Annotated in this window: 18 protein-coding genes and 3 pseudogenes; 14 read left to right on the forward strand and 7 right to left on the reverse strand. The window is 60.7% G+C overall.

Features of this window, described 5'->3' with window-relative positions; all coding sequences use genetic code 11:
* Positions 1–100: 100 nt before the first annotated feature.
* Entirely contained in the window at positions 101–1045 is a 945-nt protein-coding gene (locus O9X91_RS16180) for a TAXI family TRAP transporter solute-binding subunit (RefSeq protein WP_077983564.1), read from the reverse strand.
* A 337-nt stretch (positions 1046–1382) separates the two neighbouring features.
* Here O9X91_RS16180 and O9X91_RS16185 point away from each other — a divergent pair.
* From O9X91_RS16185 to arsK, 5 genes and pseudogenes are all read left to right on the forward strand, one after another.
* A pseudogene (locus O9X91_RS16185) lies at positions 1383–1504 on the forward strand (arsenical-resistance protein); the annotation flags it as partial.
* Positions 1493–1723: pseudogene (locus O9X91_RS16190) on the forward strand (NAD(P)H-dependent oxidoreductase); the annotation flags it as partial. The pseudogenes O9X91_RS16185 and O9X91_RS16190, both read left to right, overlap by 12 nt.
* Before the next feature lie 76 nt (positions 1724–1799).
* Entirely contained in the window at positions 1800–2120 is a 321-nt protein-coding gene (locus O9X91_RS16195) for an ArsR/SmtB family transcription factor (protein ID WP_077983565.1), read from the forward strand.
* 54 nt (positions 2121–2174) lie between these two features.
* Positions 2175–3602 (forward strand): NAD(P)-binding domain-containing protein, encoded by a 1428-nt coding sequence (locus O9X91_RS16200; RefSeq protein ID WP_269823859.1) that lies wholly within the window; start codon positions 2175–2177, stop codon positions 3600–3602.
* Complete coding sequence (arsK, locus tag O9X91_RS16205; RefSeq protein WP_142913518.1) at positions 3599–4816, forward strand: arsenite efflux MFS transporter ArsK; 1218 nt, start codon at positions 3599–3601, stop codon at positions 4814–4816. The genes O9X91_RS16200 and arsK overlap by 4 nt, the downstream gene beginning before the upstream one ends.
* 155 nt (positions 4817–4971) lie before the next feature.
* Here arsK and O9X91_RS16210 read toward each other — a convergent pair whose 3' ends face one another.
* The 5 genes from O9X91_RS16210 to bioB are packed head-to-tail and all read right to left on the reverse strand — an operon-like array spanning position 4972 to position 10103.
* Positions 4972–5958 (reverse strand): beta-ketoacyl-ACP synthase III, encoded by a 987-nt coding sequence (locus O9X91_RS16210; protein ID WP_142913519.1) that lies wholly within the window; start codon positions 5956–5958, stop codon positions 4972–4974.
* A gap of 56 nt (positions 5959–6014) precedes the next feature.
* The gene (locus tag O9X91_RS16215; RefSeq protein WP_142913520.1) at positions 6015–7310 is read right to left on the reverse strand and encodes an adenosylmethionine--8-amino-7-oxononanoate transaminase; all 1296 of its coding nucleotides are present in this window, start codon (positions 7308–7310) and stop codon (positions 6015–6017) included.
* Positions 7307–7945 (reverse strand): dethiobiotin synthase, encoded by a 639-nt coding sequence (gene bioD, locus O9X91_RS16220; protein WP_077983570.1) that lies wholly within the window; start codon positions 7943–7945, stop codon positions 7307–7309. Before bioD ends, O9X91_RS16215 begins: the two co-directional genes overlap by 4 nt.
* On the reverse strand, positions 7942–9087 hold the full coding sequence (locus O9X91_RS16225; protein ID WP_142913521.1) for an 8-amino-7-oxononanoate synthase: 1146 nt from the start codon (positions 9085–9087) through the stop codon (positions 7942–7944). The genes bioD and O9X91_RS16225 overlap by 4 nt, the downstream gene beginning before the upstream one ends.
* A complete protein-coding gene (bioB, locus tag O9X91_RS16230) occupies positions 9084–10103 on the reverse strand; it encodes a biotin synthase BioB (protein WP_142913522.1) in 1020 nt (339 codons plus the stop codon). Before bioB ends, O9X91_RS16225 begins: the two co-directional genes overlap by 4 nt.
* Positions 10104–10254: 151 nt before the next feature.
* Between bioB and O9X91_RS16235 the strand changes: the two are divergent.
* The 7 genes and pseudogenes from O9X91_RS16235 to O9X91_RS16265 all read left to right on the forward strand — a co-directional run.
* Positions 10255–10356, forward strand: a pseudogene (locus tag O9X91_RS16235) (acetyltransferase); the annotation flags it as partial.
* A 123-nt stretch (positions 10357–10479) separates the two neighbouring features.
* Positions 10480–10893, forward strand: a complete 414-nt coding sequence (locus O9X91_RS16240) for a hypothetical protein (protein WP_142913573.1) — start codon at positions 10480–10482, stop codon at positions 10891–10893.
* Between the two features lie 87 nt (positions 10894–10980).
* Positions 10981–11211: a hypothetical protein gene (locus O9X91_RS16245; RefSeq protein WP_142913523.1), complete on the forward strand. Its 231-nt coding sequence runs from the start codon at positions 10981–10983 to the stop codon at positions 11209–11211.
* Positions 11208–12683, forward strand: a complete 1476-nt coding sequence (locus O9X91_RS16250; RefSeq protein ID WP_269833608.1) for a TolC family protein — start codon at positions 11208–11210, stop codon at positions 12681–12683. The genes O9X91_RS16245 and O9X91_RS16250 overlap by 4 nt, the downstream gene beginning before the upstream one ends.
* Before the next feature lie 14 nt (positions 12684–12697).
* Complete coding sequence (locus tag O9X91_RS16255) at positions 12698–14047, forward strand: multicopper oxidase family protein (protein ID WP_142913525.1); 1350 nt, start codon at positions 12698–12700, stop codon at positions 14045–14047.
* A gap of 34 nt (positions 14048–14081) precedes the next feature.
* A complete protein-coding gene (locus O9X91_RS16260) occupies positions 14082–14558 on the forward strand; it encodes a cupredoxin domain-containing protein (RefSeq protein ID WP_142913526.1) in 477 nt (158 codons plus the stop codon).
* Positions 14559–14581: 23 nt separating this feature from the next.
* The gene (locus O9X91_RS16265; protein ID WP_142913527.1) at positions 14582–14866 is read left to right on the forward strand and encodes a copper-binding protein; all 285 of its coding nucleotides are present in this window, start codon (positions 14582–14584) and stop codon (positions 14864–14866) included.
* Between the two features lie 211 nt (positions 14867–15077).
* Here O9X91_RS16265 and O9X91_RS16270 read toward each other — a convergent pair whose 3' ends face one another.
* On the reverse strand, positions 15078–16598 hold the full coding sequence (locus O9X91_RS16270) for an MFS transporter (protein ID WP_142913528.1): 1521 nt from the start codon (positions 16596–16598) through the stop codon (positions 15078–15080).
* Positions 16599–16728: 130 nt separating this feature from the next.
* Between O9X91_RS16270 and O9X91_RS16275 the strand changes: the two genes are divergently transcribed.
* Both O9X91_RS16275 and O9X91_RS16280 read left to right on the forward strand, forming a co-directional pair.
* Complete coding sequence (locus O9X91_RS16275) at positions 16729–17580, forward strand: LysR family transcriptional regulator (RefSeq protein ID WP_162520545.1); 852 nt, start codon at positions 16729–16731, stop codon at positions 17578–17580.
* Positions 17581–17702: 122 nt separating this feature from the next.
* Complete coding sequence (locus tag O9X91_RS16280) at positions 17703–18485, forward strand: pyrroline-5-carboxylate reductase (RefSeq protein ID WP_142913530.1); 783 nt, start codon at positions 17703–17705, stop codon at positions 18483–18485.
* Positions 18486–18518 lie beyond the last annotated feature (33 nt).

Consider the following 18518-nt stretch of genomic DNA (forward strand, 5'->3'; position numbering starts at 1 on the left):
CAAATGTGGGCGGCGCTGGCCCGCTGGAGGGCCGTGCTTCCAGAGGCCGAGGCGCAATGGCCGCAGCAGCAACCTCGGCGCCGGACGCCGCCCGTCGCCGTTAAAGCAGACCTTTTTCCTTATAGAAGCGCTCAGCTCCTGGATGGAGGGGAACAGGCATGCCTTTGAGCGCGTCCTCGATGCGGATATTCGCTGCCGCCTTGTGCGCCGCCTCGAGCGCCGGCAGGTTCTCGAACAACTGCTTGGTCATCTGGTAGGCGGTTTCGTCGGAAACCTCGGAATGTGTGATGAGGAAATTGACGACCGCAACCGTCTTCACATCGCTGGTCTGGCCCTGATATGTGCCGGCTGGAACAGTTGCGCTGATGTAGGGCGCGCCGAGCTTCGTGGCGATTTCCTCGGGTATCGTGACCATCTGTACCTCGACGGAGGTTGCCAGATCTTTGAAAGAGGAGACGCCGAGACCGGCAGACTGCAGCGTCGCATCGAGTTGCCGGTTCTTCATCAACTCGACGGATTCGGCAAAGGGCAGATATTCCGTTTTGCCGAGGTCTGCATAGCTCATGCCGGCAGCGGCAAGAATCGCTCGGGCATTCAACTCCGTGCCGGATTTCGGCGCGCCGACGGAAAGGCTCTTGCCCTTGAAATCGGCAAGGGTGGCGATACCGGATTCTTTCGACGCCATGATCTGGATATAGTTCGGATAGATGGCCGCGATCCCGCGCAGCTTATCGAGCGGGGCCTTGAATCCGGCATCCGTGTTACCCTCCCAGGCCAGCTTGACCGAATCCCCCAGCGCAAAGGCGATTTCACCGCGACCCTGCTGCAGCAGGTTGAGGTTCTCGACCGAGGCCTTCGTCGCCTGAACCTGGGTGCGAGCACCTTCAATCTTCTCGCCGTAGATCTTGGAGAGCGCAACGCCGAGCGGGTAATAAACGCCCGATGTGCCGCCGGTCAGGATGTTGATGAAATCCGCCGCCTTTGCCGCTGTCCCGGAAAAGGTGATGGACGTGCTTGCGATTGCCAAAATGATGGCGCGTTTCAGTATGCTGTTCACTGGGTTCCTCCCACTCATTTGTGATCGACGCGACCGTTACCGGAACGGAACCGCGTGACGCCAAAGCAGCAAAAGACGGGCCAACTCTAACTAATTGAATTTGCGGTGAAGAAAAAGGGTCCCGAACGACAGCGGGCGAAATTCCGCCTGTCGCGCGCGGATGACTGGCAAGATTCCGCCTGAATTCTGCTACAATCCGCTTCATTCAATGATCGTGCGCTCTCGGCGTTGATACCGATGAATTAGCCGTTGAAGCCGCGTTTCGTGGATACGGAGCCGGCCACTTTGATCCGCTTTATTGACGGCGAGATACAGTCCGGTCGATTGGTGCGGCATCGGCGTAACGCTGCTGGTGAACTGGGCGGTCAAGCCGTTCTCGATGGCACTGTTGGGTTGGCTGTTCATCGGATGACCTTCCGACCATTGCTGCCGATAGCGCAGATCGACTGGATTCCGCTGTCTGTCGACTCAGTCCGGCCGACGCAGGGCAAGACGCTTGCGCTCATGCAGGTGTTGAGCGGATCGCAGTCGTTCAACGCCATCAACCAGCTCCGGGTTCTCAGCCGCTGGATGCGCATGATCACCGTTCCCAACCAGTCGTCGGTCGCCGAGGCCTTTCAGGAATTCGACGCCGACGGGCGCATGAAGCCATCCTCCTGCTACGATCTGACCGCGTCAAGGCTATTTCCACATCTGTCGAAATAGCCTTGACGTCGTGGTGAATGCGAGCCATTTTATTTCCATGAAAATCGAAGTAGCAGCCGCCCAGCTTGAAGCCCTCGGGAATATCACCCGCCTCCAACTCTACCGGACGCTTGTTCGCGCCGGAGAGGATGGATTGCCCGTAGGCCGCATTCAGGAAAAGCTGGATATCGCGGCGTCGACGCTCTCCCATCATCTGAAGCGCCTGGTCGATACCGGCCTCGTGACCCAGGAACGGCAAGTGACGACGCTGATCTGCCGCGCCAACTATCCGGAGATGCAGGCACTAGTCGGCTATCTCGTTGACGAATGCTGTGCCGATGCCAACTGTTCATCGAAGACCGTGGAGGCCGCGGAATGATCCCTTTTTTTGCCCATATAATTCTAAATTACTAGAAATATCGAAGGAACTGTCATGTTGAATGCTGGTGAACTTCCCGTGGCCGTCATTGGTGCTGGACCGGTCGGTCTCGCCGCCGCAGCGCATCTCGCCATCCGTGGCATCCCGTTAATTGTTTTCGAGCGCGGCGACACGGTTGGTGCTTCGCTGATCGAGTGGGGACATGTCCGCATGTTCTCTCCATGGAGATACAATATTGACGCAGCCGCCCGCTCCCTTCTTGAGAACGCTGGATGGCAAGGCCCTGATGAAGATGCTCTGCCAACCGGGTCCGACATTGTTGGCGCCTATCTGCAGCCGCTCGCCGCACTCCCGCAGATCGCGCGGAACCTCAAGCTGGGCGCCACCATCACCGCGATCACCCGCGAGGGTCTGGACAAAGTCTCGTCCGCCGGCCGCGACGTTTCGGCCTTCCTCGTCAGATACAGGGACCAAGATGGCGAGGAAGCTCGGGTTCGGGCCCGCGCTGTGATCGACGCCTCCGGCACTTGGACGCAACCGAACCCGATCGGCGTCGACGGCCTACCCGTCCCCGGCGAGACGGCGGCTTCCGATTCCATCTCGTATGGCATTCCCGATGTCGCTGGCGTAGAGAGGGGTAAGTTTGCGGGCAAGCGCGTCCTCGTGATTGGCGGCGGCCATTCCGCGATCAATGCGGCGCTGGCGCTGATGGAGGTTCAGGAGGCAGAACCGGGCACGGAGATATTCTGGGCGCTTCGTCGTGGTGGCCTCGACCGCCTGCTAGGCGGCGGATTGAACGATCAGTTGCCGGAGCGCGGCGCGCTCGGCCTTGCCGCCAAGAGCGCCATGGAGGATGGTCGCCTGAACATGTTGACACCGTTCGCGGTGAACAGGATTCAGAAGGAAGGTTACAGTCTGCGCGTGGAGGCAATGCTCGCTGGTGCGCGATACTCGATCGTCGTCGATCGGATCATTGTGACCACGGGATTCCGGCCGGATCACTCGTTCCTGCGCGAACTGCGTATCGCACTCGATCCTACCGTCGAGGCGCCGCCGGCGCTTGCGCCGCTGATCGATCCCAATCTCCACTCCTGTGGCGACGTGCCTCCGCATGGCATCGTCGAACTCGCGCATCCGGAACCTGGCTTTACGATCGTCGGGTCGAAGTCCTACGGGCGCGCGCCCACCTTCCTGATGGCGACCGGATACGAGCAGGTGCGCTCCGTGGCGGCGGAGATCGCCGGCGATCACAAGGCGGCGCGCGAGGTCCATTTGGTATTGCCGAAGACAGGTGTCTGCAGCGTCGATCTTGGCGTGAGCGGCACGCAAGACGGCAAGTCCGGGGGGTGTTGCGGCGGCCCGGCGCCAGCGAATGTTGATGCCTGCTGCGTGGCCGACGCGGCGGCGAAGGCGGCCCAGCAAACGGGATGCGGATGCAACGGTGCTGCCCGTGCCGACAACACGTTGGTACAGGTTCGATGAGCGATAACAAGGTTCCTGTCGCCGCGATCCTTGCCCTCGGTCTGACCCAGATCATTGGCTATGGAAGTCTCTATTACAGCTTCAGCATTCTCGCGCCCGCCATGGCGCGAGATTTGGACTGGTCGTTGGAATGGATTTTCGGCGCACTATCCGCCGCTCTCCTGATCGGGGGCCTCGCCGCGCCCACGATGGGGAAATGGATCGATCGGTTCGGCGCCGGCCGTGTCATGACGGGCGGCTCGGCAATCGCCGCCGCGGCGCTGGTGGCCTGCGCCCTCTCTTCCGGCAAGGTGGCATTCGTTCTCTCGCTGATCGCGATCGAGACGGCATCCAACCTGGTGCAATATGGAGCGGCCTTCGCATTGCTCGTCCAGATCAAGCCGGACGTCGCGCAGCGCAGCATCACCTACCTGACACTGATCGCCGGCTTCGCTTCAACGATCTTCTGGCCGATTACGACAGCGCTACAGGCTCACATGTCGTGGCAGCAGGTCTATCTGGTCTTCGCTGCGCTCAATCTCTCGGTCTGCTTGCCACTTCACGCGTGGCTGTCGTTCAAGGTTACAAGAAACCGCAAGGGCGCGAGCCGCGAACCGGCCAGGCAAGTGGCTCCCGGTCTGCAACCTTCGATACGACCAGCTGCGTTCGTCCTGATGGTGACGGGCTTTGCGCTTGAGAGTTTCGTCAACGCCGCGCTGCTCGTACACATGGTTCCCGTTCTCTCCGGACTCGGGCTTGGAGCCATGGCCGTCATGGTCGGCACACTGTTTGGTCCATCTCAAGTTCTGAGCCGCTTCGTTAATATGGTTTTCGGGAGCGGTCTGTCTCAATTGACCTTGGCACTCATTTCCGCCGTTCTGTTGCCAGCGGCGCTCATTATTCTGATCGCCACCGCTCCATCTGTTCCAGGTGCTCTGGTGTTTGCGGTGGTTTTCGGCCTGGGTTCAGGCCTCAGCAGCATTGTGCAAGGCACTCTTCCGCTAGTCCTCTTCGGAAGCCAAGGTTACGGAAAACGTCAAGGCCAAATCCTTTCGATCCGTTTGGTCATCTCGTCGACTGCACCGTTTGTCTTGGCTTTCATGATGAACGAGGTCGGCGTCGCATGGGCCTTGTCGGTCGCCGCCTTGCTCGGTTCAGCTGCAGTCGCAGCTTTCATCGGCATCATGCGCTTAATGTCGCGAAACCACACGGCCCAGCTTGAACAACCTGCCTAAATCAGGCAGCTCATCCTTGATGTGGAAACCCGCCTTATGCAGCACCTCCGTACCCCATGAAGGTCCAGGTTCCACAGCCAAATTTCTCCAAATAAAGTCAGCTTCCTGAGTTGTGAATACAGCACAGCATCGCGACATCCCGTGCCCTGCATCGTTCATGCGCGATAAACGGCCGCTCCACCCGTCATACCGGCGCCGGCGGCGCTCAAAAGCAGGATTTCGCCTTCTGCGAGAGGCCTTTCGGCATTGGTGACGGAGAGCGAAAGCGGAATGGTTGCGGCGGAAGAATTGCCGAAGCTTTCTATGGTGCGGACCGTCTTTTGCCTGTCAATGCCGAGATTGCCGCAGACGGCGTCGAACATACGGGCATTGGCCTGATGCGGCACGAAACGGTCGATATCGACTGCCGTCATTCCGACTTCATGCAACACCCTTTGCGCGGTCTCGGTCATCAGCGTCACGGCACGGGAGAAAACCTCGCGGCCGTCACGCATTGTCATCAGCGCCTCCTCAGTGGAGGTATCGGCTGAGAAGGGCTGGCTACTGCCCCCCGCCGCTATCTGGATCAGATCGTAACCGCCGCCATCCGCAACGAGATCGGCCGACAAAAGCCCACGCTGCGCCTGGCGGCAGGGCTTGAGTACGACAGCGCCGGCGGCATCGGCGAACAGGACAGCGCTTGCCCTTTCCGCCGGATTGATACGACGGCTCAATATATTGGCGGCAACGACGAGCACGGCGCGGCCGTGGGTGCGGACAAAGCCATCCGCAAGCGTGAGCGCATAAAGAAAGCCGGAACAGGCCCCGGCAAGATCGATCGCGCCGGATCGGGTAAGGCCCAACCTGTGTGCGAGCAGCGGCGCCGAGGGCGGCAGAAGATGATCCGGCGTGGAAGTCGCAAGCAGCGTCAATGCGATGTCATCGGAGGCGATTTCGGCGTCTTCCAACGCCATGCGGCCGGCTCTCGCCGCAAGGCCGCTCAGCGTGTCGTCCTCTTGCGCCCAATAACGCGTGCGGATGCCGGTGCGCCGCTCGATCCAGCCGGCTTCCAGCCCGAGACTGGTCTCAATCTCGGCATTTTCAACACATCTTGACGGAACGGCATGACCAAAACCGGCCATGCGGGAAGAACGGGTCTGCATTGTCAGGACTTTCGGAGACGGTTCTGGAACAGGCTAAACATGGCCGCACCCTGTTTTCACGCGATGCCGAGCGCGCGCGATTTTAGCGGAGCGGTTTCGGTGACGATCCCGGCCACCTCGTCGATGGCGTCAAAGACGCTGCTTAAATCTTCCGCCGTCGAACAATAGGGCGGCATCAGGTAAAGCACATTGCCGAGCGGCCGGATAACGAACCCGCGCTTACGAAACAATTGCCGCATGCGCGGCCCCGCCTCGGCGAGATACCCACCGGCGGGCGTCACGAGATCGAGGGCCGCGATGGTCCCAATTTGCCGAATACCGGTAAAACGCCGGTCATCCGCAAATCGCTGGAGATTGTCGTGCAGAACCTGTTGCAATTGCCCCATGCGTTGAAGCACGGGCTCATCCCGCCAGACCTGAAGATTGGCGACGGCCGCAGCACAGGCGATCGGATTGGCCGTATAGGAACTGGAATGGAAGAAGGTCTTGCGGCGATCCGTCGAAAAATGCGCATCAAAGATTTCCGCGCTGCACAGCGTTGCCGCCAGCGGCAAGGAGCCGCCGGTCAGGCCCTTGGAGGTGCACAGAATATCCGAGGCAATGCCGGCCTGTTCGCAGGCGAACATGGTTCCGGTTCTGCCCCAGCCCGTCATCACCTCGTCTGCAATAACGAGGCAGCCATGGCGTTCGGCGATCTGTTTCAGCCCGGCCAGAACATCCGCGCCGTAAATCTTCATGCCGCCCGCCCCGAGCACCAGCGGCTCGACCAACAGGGCGGCGATACGGCCTGAACGGCAGAAGTTTTCGAACATGTCCAGCGTGTGCTGTTCGTTGCCCGCTTCCGGAAAAGCCAGCCGGTCGACGCCGAAGAGCAGCGGTTCGTAAGCGGCATTGAACACACCGCGCTCACCGGTCGACATGGTGCCGATAGTGTCGCCGTGATAGCCGTGCTCCATCACCACGATACGGTCGCGCTTTTCTCCGCGATTATGGAAATATCCCAGCGCCATTTTCAGCGCTACCTCAACCGCAGTCGAGCCGCTATCGGAATAAAACACATGGCTTAACCCGGCGGGCGCAAGCTCGATCAGCCCGCGCGCCAGCGTTTCGGCGGGTTCATGGGAGAACTCGGCGAAAATGACCTGATCGAAGGCCTCTGTCGCAGCGCGGATGGCCGCCATGATCGCCGGGTGCCGGTGCCCGTGGGTGATGACCCACCAGGAGGAAATGGCGTCGAACAGGCGATTGCCGTCCTCATCGACGAGAAATGCGCCTTCCGCAGAAACCACGCGTTTCATTGGCGGTTCCAGCCCATGCTGGGTGAAGGGATGCCAGATCGGGGAACGGCTCATGCCGGCGTCTCCAGAAAATCAGCGAGATTGAAGTGTCGCGCAAAGGCCCGATGCAGCGCCTCCGATGTCATCTCCGGCAGGCGCGGCAGACGTCCGAGCGGGCGAACGGCGCCTATATTGGCGATGACGCGCTCATTTTCCCGGTTCTCGTCTCCGATGAAAACCACGCCCTGCACGGGAATGGCACGGTGCCGCAACGCCTCGAGCGAGAGCAGCGTGTGGTTGATGGTGCCCAACGACGTCCTTGCGCATAACACAAGCGGAATTTGCCAGCGGGCGAAGATATCGGCGAAGAGCACCGTGTCCGTCAGCGGCACCAGAAGCCCGCCCGCCCCCTCGATCACCAGCGGTCCATCCGTTTGCGGCGGCAGCAGCAGCGCGGGATCGATCGTTATATTCTCGCCGCGGGCCGACAGATGCGGCGAAGCCGGCATTTTCAGGCGATAGGCCTCCGGTAGAATACGCCCGCGCGGCACGCCACCCAGCCGTTCCACCGTCTCGCTGTCTGTTTCTTCCTCCAGCCCGGATTGCACGGGTTTCCAGTAATATGCCTGCAGGGCCTGGGTCAGCGCTGCGGAAAAAACCGTCTTGCCGATGCCCGTGTCGGTGCCGGAGATGACGAAACGAGGGCTCATTTCCGCTCCTCCGCAAGCGAAAGGGCGAGCAGCCCGATCATATTGGCGATCTGGCTTTCATCCACATTGAGCGTGATGGCGATGCGCAGGCGCGCCGTGCCCTCCGGCACCGTCGGCGGGCGGATCGCCCGCACATCGAAACCACCCTCCCGCAAATGCGCGGCGATACGCAGCGAACGGGCATTGTCGCCTATCATCACCGGTAATATCTGCGAGCCGCTGGGCGCAACGCCGAGCCGGGAGCGAAGCTCCTCGCCAGCAAAGTTTACCAGTTCCGCCAGCCGCAAGCGCCGCCATGGTTCATCGTCGACGATGCGCAGGGCTTCCCGAACCGCCGCAGCCATCAGCGGCGAAGGTGCGGTCGAATAGATGAAACCGCGGGCGCGGTTGACGAGATAATCGGCGAGAACCGCCGGCAGGCTCAAAAGCGCACCGGAAAGACCGAGCGCCTTGCCGCAGGTGTGCAACGCCACCAAATTGTCCCGGCCTTCCAGCTCCGCGGCAAGGCCACGCCCGCCGGGGCCGAAAACACCGGTGGCATGGGCCTCGTCGACGACAAGGAAGCCCTCATATTTCCCGGCAAGATCAGCCAGGGCCGAAAGCGGCGCACGGTCGCCATCCATGGAATAAAGGCTTTCGACGGCGATCCACGGTCGGCCCCGGCCACCCTCTTGCCGCCAGCGGATTATTTCCCGTTCGAATGCCTCGACCTGATTATGCGGCACCGCGATCGCCTTCGCCTTGCCGGCCACGATACCGTCATGGACGCTGGCATGGATCAGGGCGTCGTGAAGAACGAGGTCTTCCCGCAGCGGCAATGTGGAGAACAGTGCGACATTAGCGGCAAAACCGCTGCCGAAATTGATCGCTTTTTCCGCCCCGAAAAGCACCGCCGCTTCCGCTTCCAGCGCCTCATGTTCGGGATGGTTGCCACGCAGCAGCCGCGAGCCGCCGGCCCCCGCCGGCACGCCCCTTCCGATGGCGTCGGCGATTGCCGCCTTCAGCCGGGGTGAATCGGCAAGCCCAAGATAGTCGTTGGAGGTGAAGTCGACCCCCTGTTGAGGAGCAAGTGCGCGCAGCCGCGATTTGCGCTCCAGGCCGGCAAGCTTCGCCTCATAGGGGGAGAACGCCGCAAGGTTCACCGGCACCCTCCCGCCTCCCCAGACTGCAATTCCATCGGCTTCAGGCCCAGACGGCGGAAAAGCGCTGTGTCGTGGTCCTCACCCGGATTATCCGCCGTCAGCAGCGTCTCGCCGATGAAGATGGAGTTGGCGCCGGCCAGGAAACAGAGCGCCTGTGTCTCATCGCTCATCTCCGTGCGCCCGGCCGAAAGCCGCACATGCGAACGCGGCATGAGGATACGCGCCAGCGCGATGGTGCGGACGAAATCGATGGGATCGACGGGATCGGCATTGGCAAGCTTCGATCCGGGGATCGGGATCAGCATGTTGATCGGCACGCTTTCCGGCGGAACCGGTAGATTGGCGAGCGTCACCAGCATCGAGATCCGGTCTTCCACCGTTTCCCCCATGCCGAGAATGCCGCCGGCGCAGACCTTGATGCCGGCATCTCGGACATTGGCCAGCGTTTCCAGCCGGTCCTCGAAGGTGCGGGTGGTGATGATCTCAGAATAAAACCGCTCGGAAGTGTCGACGTTGTGGTTGTAGTAGTCGAGACCGGCATCGGCCAGCCGTTCGGATTGCTCCGGCGTCAGCATGCCGAGCGTCATGCAGGTTTCCATGCCGAGCGCCTTCACGCCCTCGACCATGGCCACCACGGCCTCCATGTCGCGCTCCTTGGGATTGCGCCAGGCAGCACCCATGCAATAACGCGTCGCGCCGCCTTCCTTCGCCTTGCGCGCCTCAGCCAGCACCCGCTCCACTTCCATGAGTTTGGAGGCCTTGAGGCCTGTCGGGTTGCGGGCGGACTGGCTGCAATAGCTGCAATCCTCCGGGCAGCCGCCGGTCTTGATGGATAAAAGCCGGCTCATCTGGATGGCGTTGGGATCGAAATGACAGCGATGCAACTGCTGGGCGCGGAACAGAAGATCGTTAAACGGCAAATTATAGATAATTATGGCTTCCTCAAGCGACGAACGATCTCCAAGACTCGCAATTGGAGCTAGATTTCTGTCAATTTGCGTCATGATCTGGCCCATCTGTCGATCTTTCCCTCAAAATAAATAGATAGAAGTTCGTTTTATCTATTTTTCTCGAGCCCCGTTTTGCAAGCACTTTTTTCGAGAAAGATTTTTTGACAGGAGAGATGGGCGGCAGATGCGGGGAGCAGGATCGTCGGGGCCATGGGGTTATCGCCAGCTGGGATTCGAACAGACGGGACGCTCCGCCCTCGACGGACAGGGGCGACCCTATCCGCTCGCTCCTCTTCAATGTCGCGCAACGGGAGAATAGGCCGCAAGCTACGCCAGTACGCTTGCCACCCGCGCTGCGCGGGAATGCGACATGACGGCTTTCGTCAATGGTTATGAGGTATATCCATTGACAAATCACAGGACTGCAGCTTTTCTATCCAGCATGCGTGAGATGTTGCGAGCATCGAAATTAATGGCCCTGTTGTTCAGACTGGTGATGATCCTGTCACTGGCGGGCTATAGCGTTTCCACTGTCGATGCCGCAATGCATCCTGCCGAAGCCGGTGGAATGCAGCACGATCAGTCCGCCATGCTCGACCACGGCGCGATGATGGACCATGGCGGTTCAACCATGATGTCCGATAGTCATGATCACAACGACATGACCGCCGAGCATGATAGCGGCGCCCAAAAAACCGCAAAGCCCCAATGCTGCGGCGATTTCTGTCTCGGCATGGCGGTCCTGATCAGCCACGACACTACTGGCAGACCCGTCGTCAACAGCATCCGCTCGTTCCTCGATGACAGCAAGGCGCTGGGCCAGACTCCGCTGCTTCACCGTCCCCCGAATATCTGAACAGGCAAAGCCCGCCTTTGGGCAGTGACCGTGCGTGAGCGGCTTTAGCGCCGTCGCGCCGTTGAATCTCCTGTTCGGAAAATAACCATGAACCCAATTTACATTGTGGTTGCAGCGCCCCTGCTTTTGGGCGGCTGCACAGCCACATCCCTGATGAACGAGACCGCCTCCTATGACGACGCGGCAAACCCGTCGCTCGGCGCCGGCCCCATCCGCTATCAGACCCCGGTCGCGGGTTACGCGCACCGCACGCCGGTGGACCCGAAGCCCTGGCGGAACCAGAACGATGCGCAGGCTCCGAAAGGAGACGCATCATGACGATACTTACCTTCAAACTGGGCGCGAAACTCGCGGCCACCCTTTGCCTGCCGTTTCTTCTTGGCGGCTGTGTTACGGCCGCCCAATATGCGTCGCGCGACGCCGGTTTCACCAATGTTTCGGTCAGAACATCCGAGGCGACGGGAAAACAGGCGGTCTGGGTGCAGAACCGGACCGAGGCGCAGGCGACGCAGGCCCGCGTTAAATCGCTGATGGCAGCGAGCAAGACCCTTGATGTCGAGACGGCGGTGCAGGTTGCGCTGCTGAATAACAAAGGCCTTCAGGCGGCCTATGCCGATCTCGGCGAATCCGCCGCCACCGCATGGCAATCGACCATGCTGGTCAATCCGCGGATCGGCATCGGGTTGACGGGGATCGGCACCCCAGGGCTCAGGGCCTACAAGGCGATCGAAGGTGTCGTCGTCACCAATATTCTGGCGCTCGCCACCCTCAAGAAAAATGTCGAGATCGCCGATACCGGTTTCCGCAAGGCGCAGCTTGGCGCCGCGCTGAAGACGCTGCAACTGGCGTCTGATACCCGCCGCGCCTGGATCACCGCAGTGGCGGCATGGGAAAATGTCGGCCAGCTGGCGCAGGCACAGACCGCGGCGGATGCCGCCTCGGAACTTGCCGTCAAGCTTGGGGAAGCGGGTTCGCTCAACAAAGAGGGCCAAGCCCGCGAGCAGGTCTTTTACGCCGAACTGACGGGCCAGATCGCCAAGGCGCGGCTTGAGGCCCGCCTTGCCAAGGAGGAAGTGACGCGGCTGATGGGACTGTGGGGCGCCGACATCGAATACACCATTCCCAACCGCCTGCCCCCGCTTCCGAAGGCGCTTGCCAAACGGGACATGATCGAGGCCGAGGCGCTGCAGCGCCGCGTGGACCTGCAGATGGCCAGGCTCGATCTGGAGGCAACCGCCCGATCGTTCAAGCTCACCGAAGCCACCCAATATGTGACCGATCTCGAAATCCGCTCCGGCTTCGAGACCGAACGCGAGCTGGAGGATGGCGAAAAACACAAGCAGACAACCGGCAATGCAGAGCTGGAATTCGTCATTCCGATCTTCGATTCCGGTCAGGCACGCATGCGGGAATCCGAACTCGCCTATATGCGCGCGGCGAACCTGCTGGCGGAAAAGGCGGTCAATGTCCGCTCGGAAGCCCGCTCCGCCTATCAGGCCTATCGCTCAAATTACGACATCGCCCGACACTACCGCAACAGCGTGGTGCCGCTGCGCACCAAAATCGAGGAGCAGTCGCTGCTGACCTATAATGGCATGATCACCAACACCTTCGAGCTTCTGGCCGACAGCCGGGAAAAGGTCAATTCCAACCTGCTGGCCATCAATGCCAAACGCGACTTCTGGCTCGCGCAGGCCGGCCTCGCTCCCGCCATCTACGGGGGAGGTACGGGTGCTGCGGCAGGTGCGGAGACCGAGGTTGCCGCCGCTGGCGGCGGTGGCGGACACTGAGAAAGGAAATCACCATGTTCAATAGAAGAAACTTTCTGGGTGTCGGCGCCGCCATGGTCTCCTCGGCGGCCTGGGCGAAAACATCCAACACCAGCCTGCCGGAAGCGGCCGTGATGGAAACGGCCGCGACCCAGGCCCCGGTCAAGCCCACCACCGGCCCCGATTACAACCCTGTGGTCACGTTGAACGGCTGGACCCTGCCCTTCCGGATGAACAACGGCGTCAAGGAATTCCACCTTGTCGCCGAGCCGGTGGAGCGCGAAATGGCGGAGGGCATGACCGCCCGTCTCTGGGGTTATAACGGTCAGTCGCCCGGCCCGACCATCGAGGCCGTCGAAGGCGACCGGGTGCGCATTTTCGTCACCAACAAGCTGCCGGAACATACGACGATCCACTGGCACGGTATGATCCTGCCGTCGGGCATGGATGGGGTTGGCGGCCTGTCGCAGCCGCATATCCCCGTTGGAAAAACCTTCGTTTACGAGTTCGACCTCGTGAAATCAGGCACCTTCATGTACCACCCGCATTCGGACGAGATGGTGCAGATGGCGATGGGCATGATGGGCTTTTTCGTCATCCATCCGAAGGACCCGGCCTTCATGCCGGTGGACCGCGATTTCGTGTTCCTCCTCAACGCCTTCGATATCAACCCCGGCGCCTCCGTCCCCAAAATCATGACGATGACGGATTTTAATCTGTGGGCGTGGAATAGCAGGGTGTTCCCGGGCATCGATCCGCTGGTGGTTTCCAAGGACGACCGGGTGCGTGTCCGTGTCGGCAACCTGACGATGACCAACCATCCGATCCACATGCACGGTTACGATTTCGAAGTGACCTGCACGGATGGCGGCTGGGTGCGGCCGGAGGCGCGCTGGCCGGAGGTCAGCATCGATATCCCCGTCGGTGCCATGCGGGCCTATGAATTCGACGCCAAATATGTCGGAGACTGGGCGATCCATTGCCACAAGTCGCACCATACGATGAATGCCATGGGGCATGACGTCCCCACCTTCATCGGCGTCGACAAGAAGACCGTGACCGAAAAAATCCGCAAGGTCCGGCCGGACTATATGCCGATGGGCACCGCCGGCATGGCCGACATGGGCGCAATGGAAATGGAAATCCCTGAGAACACCGTTCCCATGATGACGGGATGGGGCCCGCACGGCCCGATTGAAATGGGCGGCATGTTCTCCGTCGTGAAGGTTCGCGAAGGCATCTCCGCGGGCGATTACACCGATCCCGGCTGGTACGAAAACCCGCCCGGCACACAGGCCTGGGAATGGACCGGCGAACTGCCGGAGACGCAGAAAACCACCGACCCCAAAACGCAGATCACGCCGCACCCGATGAAACACGGCTGAATACGATCAACCTTACCAACCAAGGAACCATGACATGACCAGACTGAAACTTGCACTGCTCGTTGCCGCCCTCGCCACGCCAGCCCTGGCATCCGGCACCCATGGCGGTGGCCATGAAGCAATGGCGATCGGCGAGCCCGGCGACAAGGCCAAGGTGACCCAGACCATTCAGGTGACGATGAAGGAAACACCCGATGGCAAGATGATCTTCACTCCCGGCAAATTCGAATTCAAGAAAGGCAAGACCGTGCGTTTCGCCGTGAAGAATGTCGGCGAACTGGACCATGAATTCATCCTCGACGAACAGAAGGCCAATCTGGAGCACAAGGCCGTCATGGCGAAGGCTCCAGAGATGGAACATGACAATCCGAACGCCATCAGCCTCGCGCCCGGCGAAAGCGGCGAAATCGTCTGGAAATTCACCAATGACGGCATGTTCGAATTCGCCTGCCTGAAACCCGGGCACTACGAAGCCGGCATGCGCGGCGATCTCAAAGTTTCGGCAAAGTAACCCGGCAACAAAGGAATCTGACCATGAAGACCATCGTAAAAATCGCCGTTGCAACGGCACTCCTGCTCACCGCTCCCCTCAGTGCATTCGCGGAAGAATTCACCAAGGGAACGGTCAAAAAGGTCGATACTGCAGCCAAGAAGGTCACCATCATCCATGAAGAACTGAAGAACCTCGACATGCCGGCCATGACGATGGTGTTCCGCGTCAAGGACGATGCGATCCTCGCCAAGCTCAAGGAAGGCGCCAATATCGAGTTCGTCGCCGAACGCGAAAACGGCAAGCTGGTCGTCGCCCAGGTGAAATAAGACATCGGCAGTTGCACACGCCTGTGAGAGATCCGCACAGGCGTGTGCGATACGATGGTAAACAAGCCACGGGATCGCAGATTTTCCCGAGCTGGCATCATCCATAAAGCTGATCCATTCCAGCATGCTGCGGCCCTGTTTCCGCGCTTGCAGGCGCAACGCTGCTAATGACGAGGCGAAGAAAACAGCTTTCCCTCTGGCAGCCGTCGCCCTAACCTCGGACGGGTTTTCGCGCCGGACCGAAGATCATGAAACTGATGGCGGCAAGGAACCAGACGCTGATGCCGGCATAGAGCATGACCAGCCCGAACCCGTCCGCAAGCGCGCGATGGACGAGTTCTTCCGAAATCCCCTGCGCCGAGGCGCCGGCAGTTCCCGCCGCGATCTTTTCCGCCAGCGACTGCACTTCATGCACATCCGCACCGGAAGGCAGGTTTGCCCAAAGCGAAGCCTGGACGCCCTCGACCAGAATAAAGCCCATGATCGGGATGTTGATGGCGAGCGAAATCATCCGTGCGCTCATGTCGATGCCCGAGGCCATGCCGGAACGGGCGGGAGAAACCGCACCCGTGGTGGTGTTGGTGACGGGCGTATTGGTCAGCCCCAGCCCGATACCGGCGAGGATGCAGCCGGGCAGCATGGTGAGCCAGCTCGCATTTTCGATGCCGCTTCCCAATTTCATCAGCATAAAACCGAGACCGATGGTGAACAGCCCGGCCGGAATGACGAGGCGCGGCTGATAGCGCAACGACAGGCGCTCCGCCAAGGGCGGCATCACCAGCGCTGGCAGCGTATAGGCAAGCAGGCCGAGGCCGGCGGTGACGCTGTCATAACCGAGGCCCGCCTGAAACCAGATCGGCAGATAGATCATGAATGGCCAGAAGCTGATATTCATCGCCGCAGAGCCGATGATCGCCCCCAAAAAAGGCCTGATGCGGAAGACGGAGAAATCGAACATCGGTCTTGAACTAAGCTTTTCAGCAATCACGAAGGCGATGAAGCTTGCCAGAGAAATGCCAAGGATCAGAAGCGCCGCCGGGCCCACAAAACCGAGCGCGGGTCCCTGGGTGATGAAAAAGGCAAGGCAAAAAACGGCGACTGAAAGCGTGACCATGCCGGCAAGATCGAGACGCGCCGCCTCCGGATCACGCGATTCCCCAACGCCGCCGGCGGCAAGCAGCCATGTTCCCGCGCCGAGCAGGACGTGAACGAGGAAAACCCATTCCCAGCTCCAAAGCGCAACGATGACGCCGCCTACGATTGGGCCGAAGCCCAGCCCCATGCCCGAGACGACACCCCACCACCCGAACGCCATGCCGCGTTCGCGTGCCGTGCGGAACTGATGCGACAGGATGGCGATCTGGCACACCAGCATCGCTCCGCCGCTCAGCCCCTGAAGGAAACGGGCGCCGATCAGCACCGAGACGTCTTCCGTCATTCCGCAGGCCAGAGAGGAGAGTGCAAAAGCGGCGATGCTGGCGATGAAGACACGTTTGCGACCGAAGCGATCTGCCAGCGCCCCCGTCGCCATCAGCACCATCGTTACGCCGATCGTGTAGGCGTTCATGATCCACTGAAGCTGGCGGAAATCCGCATGCAGCACCTGTTCGAGTGTTGGCAGGATCGCCGGAACGCTGGAAATTTCCAGCCCGAACATCAGGGCGGAGAGGCAAACGGCAGCGAGCGCCATGGCGCTTCTGCTGTTTGCTGGTGCGGTAACGGCAAGGGTCATTCTTCAGCCTTTCATGGGTCGGTCCGCCACTGCGAAAACCGGTCTGTGGAGGAGGTACGCTAGACAAAGCTTGACCATAACTGAATTGGATGATTGGCTATTTCAGAGACAACAAATTGGAATGATCGATATGAGCACGCTGGATGTTGAGGCCGTCGAGGCCTTCGTCACCATCGCCGATATGCAGAGCTTCACCCGTGCTGCCGAAGCGCTCGGTACCACTCAGGGCGCCATCAGCGTCAAGCTCAAGCGGCTGGAAGATAGGCTCGGCCAGCGGCTGCTCGAACGCACGCCGCGCTCCGTGCGGCTCTCAGCGCAGGGCGCGGTGTTTCTGGCCCCCGCCCGCGAGTTTCTCGCCGCGCATGATCGGGCGCTGGCGGGTCTTTCCTCGCCGCGCCGCCGCTTCGGCCTTGGCATTGCCGCCCACGTTGCGGGACCGGAGGTTCCGACCCTGCTTGCACGTCTCAACGACCACGACCCCGGGCTTACGATTGAAGTGCGCATGGATCATTCCCGATCCCTGCTGGACGCCTTCGACCGCGGGGAGATCGATGCGGCGATCATCCGGCGCGAGGATGACCGGCGCGACGGCGAAGTGCTCGGACCGGAACACTTCGGCTGGTATGCGACCCCGCAATTCGAATATCGTCAGGGTGAACCGCTGCGGCTGGCGGCGCTCTCACCCGCCTGTGGCGTGCGCGACATCGCCACCCGCGCCCTGGATGCGGCTGCGATTGCGTGGACGGAAGTGTTTCTCGGCGGCACATCGTCGATGGTGACCGCCGCCGTCTCGGCGGGCCTTGCGGTTTCCGCCTTCTCCTGCCGTCTTGCGCCACCCGGCACCGTGGAGGTCAGCCAGCGTTTTGGCCTGCCGCCACTGCCTTCCACGGAAATCATCATGTTCTCGACCCTGACGGACGGCAGATCTCGGGAAGCGTTACGCACACTCGCCGCGGCATTTCGCGAGCACCGCCCAGCATAATCACTATGGTCCCGCAGATTGCGTCGCCTGCTTGTCGACAATTCCCGGCAGAAAATTTAGCATCGGACGAAAAATGAAACGACCGATGCTTCTCTCGGTCCAATCGCCGCAGCGGAGACTTCATGTCACTTCCTCAGAAAATCGGCTTTATCGGAACCGGCGCCATCACCGACGCGATGGTGCGTGGCCTGCTCGCGAAGCCCGCCGCCGTTCCACATGTGATGGTGTCACAACGCAGTGCCGATATTTCCGCCAGGCTTGCCGCCGATTTCCCACAGGTGATCGTCTCTGGCGATAATCAGGCAATCGTCGATGGCTGCGATACCGTCATGCTGGCTATCCGGCCGCAGATAGCTGAGGAAGTCATTCGGTCTCTCCGGTTCCGGGACGCGCAGAAAATCATCAGCGTCGTTGCCGCAACCGGCCGCGAGACGCTTCTGGACTGGATCGGCGCGGATGTGCGTCTCGCCCAAGCGATCCCGCTGCCCTTCGTCGCCCGGCGCAAGGGCGTCACCGCCATTTTTCCCGCCGATACGGATACGGCTGCAATCTTCAACGTGCTTGGTAATGCGGTGGAATGCGAGACGAAAGCGGAATACGATCTTCTGGCCGCCGCCAGCGCGCTGATGGCCACCTATTTCGGCATCATGCAGACAACGACCGAATGGTTGGCTGAAAACGGTCTGCCAGAAGAAAAGGCCCGTTCCTATATTACTCCCCTATTCGCCGGTCTCTCCGAGGTGGCGGTATTGGCCGGAAGCAAGGCTGATTTTAGCGAGACCAGCCGCGAATTCGCCACCAAAGGCGGCCTCAACGAGCAGGTGCTGCTGGACTTTAACGGCAAGGGAGGTTCAAGGACTCTGAAAGAAGCATTGAGCCGCGTGCTGGAGCGGATTACGCAATAGCCGGATAGTTGCAGCGGCAATAACAAAAAAGGG

The organism is Agrobacterium salinitolerans (assembly GCF_027498475.1).
In the GTDB taxonomy this organism is placed as follows: Bacteria; Pseudomonadota; Alphaproteobacteria; order Rhizobiales; family Rhizobiaceae; genus Agrobacterium; species Agrobacterium salinitolerans.

Excerpts from the sequence above, each read along its gene's own strand:
- O9X91_RS16195 (WP_077983565.1), top strand. The coding sequence starts at position 1,800 with ATGAAAATCGAAGTAGCAGCCGCCCAGCTTGAAGCCCTCGGGAATATC.
- O9X91_RS16200 (WP_269823859.1), top strand. The coding sequence starts at position 2,175 with ATGTTGAATGCTGGTGAACTTCCCGTGGCCGTCATTGGTGCTGGACCG.
- arsK (WP_142913518.1), top strand. The coding sequence starts at position 3,599 with ATGAGCGATAACAAGGTTCCTGTCGCCGCGATCCTTGCCCTCGGTCTG.
- O9X91_RS16210 (WP_142913519.1), bottom strand. The coding sequence starts at position 5,958 with ATGCAGACCCGTTCTTCCCGCATGGCCGGTTTTGGTCATGCCGTTCCG.
- O9X91_RS16215 (WP_142913520.1), bottom strand. The coding sequence starts at position 7,310 with ATGAGCCGTTCCCCGATCTGGCATCCCTTCACCCAGCATGGGCTGGAA.
- bioD (WP_077983570.1), bottom strand. The coding sequence starts at position 7,945 with ATGAGCCCTCGTTTCGTCATCTCCGGCACCGACACGGGCATCGGCAAG.
- bioB (WP_142913522.1), bottom strand. The coding sequence starts at position 10,103 with ATGGGCCAGATCATGACGCAAATTGACAGAAATCTAGCTCCAATTGCG.
- O9X91_RS16240 (WP_142913573.1), top strand. The coding sequence starts at position 10,480 with ATGCGTGAGATGTTGCGAGCATCGAAATTAATGGCCCTGTTGTTCAGA.
- O9X91_RS16245 (WP_142913523.1), top strand. The coding sequence starts at position 10,981 with ATGAACCCAATTTACATTGTGGTTGCAGCGCCCCTGCTTTTGGGCGGC.
- O9X91_RS16250 (WP_269833608.1), top strand. The coding sequence starts at position 11,208 with ATGACGATACTTACCTTCAAACTGGGCGCGAAACTCGCGGCCACCCTT.
- O9X91_RS16255 (WP_142913525.1), top strand. The coding sequence starts at position 12,698 with ATGTTCAATAGAAGAAACTTTCTGGGTGTCGGCGCCGCCATGGTCTCC.
- O9X91_RS16260 (WP_142913526.1), top strand. The coding sequence starts at position 14,082 with ATGACCAGACTGAAACTTGCACTGCTCGTTGCCGCCCTCGCCACGCCA.
- O9X91_RS16265 (WP_142913527.1), top strand. The coding sequence starts at position 14,582 with ATGAAGACCATCGTAAAAATCGCCGTTGCAACGGCACTCCTGCTCACC.
- O9X91_RS16270 (WP_142913528.1), bottom strand. The coding sequence starts at position 16,598 with ATGACCCTTGCCGTTACCGCACCAGCAAACAGCAGAAGCGCCATGGCG.
- O9X91_RS16275 (WP_162520545.1), top strand. The coding sequence starts at position 16,729 with ATGAGCACGCTGGATGTTGAGGCCGTCGAGGCCTTCGTCACCATCGCC.
- O9X91_RS16280 (WP_142913530.1), top strand. The coding sequence starts at position 17,703 with ATGTCACTTCCTCAGAAAATCGGCTTTATCGGAACCGGCGCCATCACC.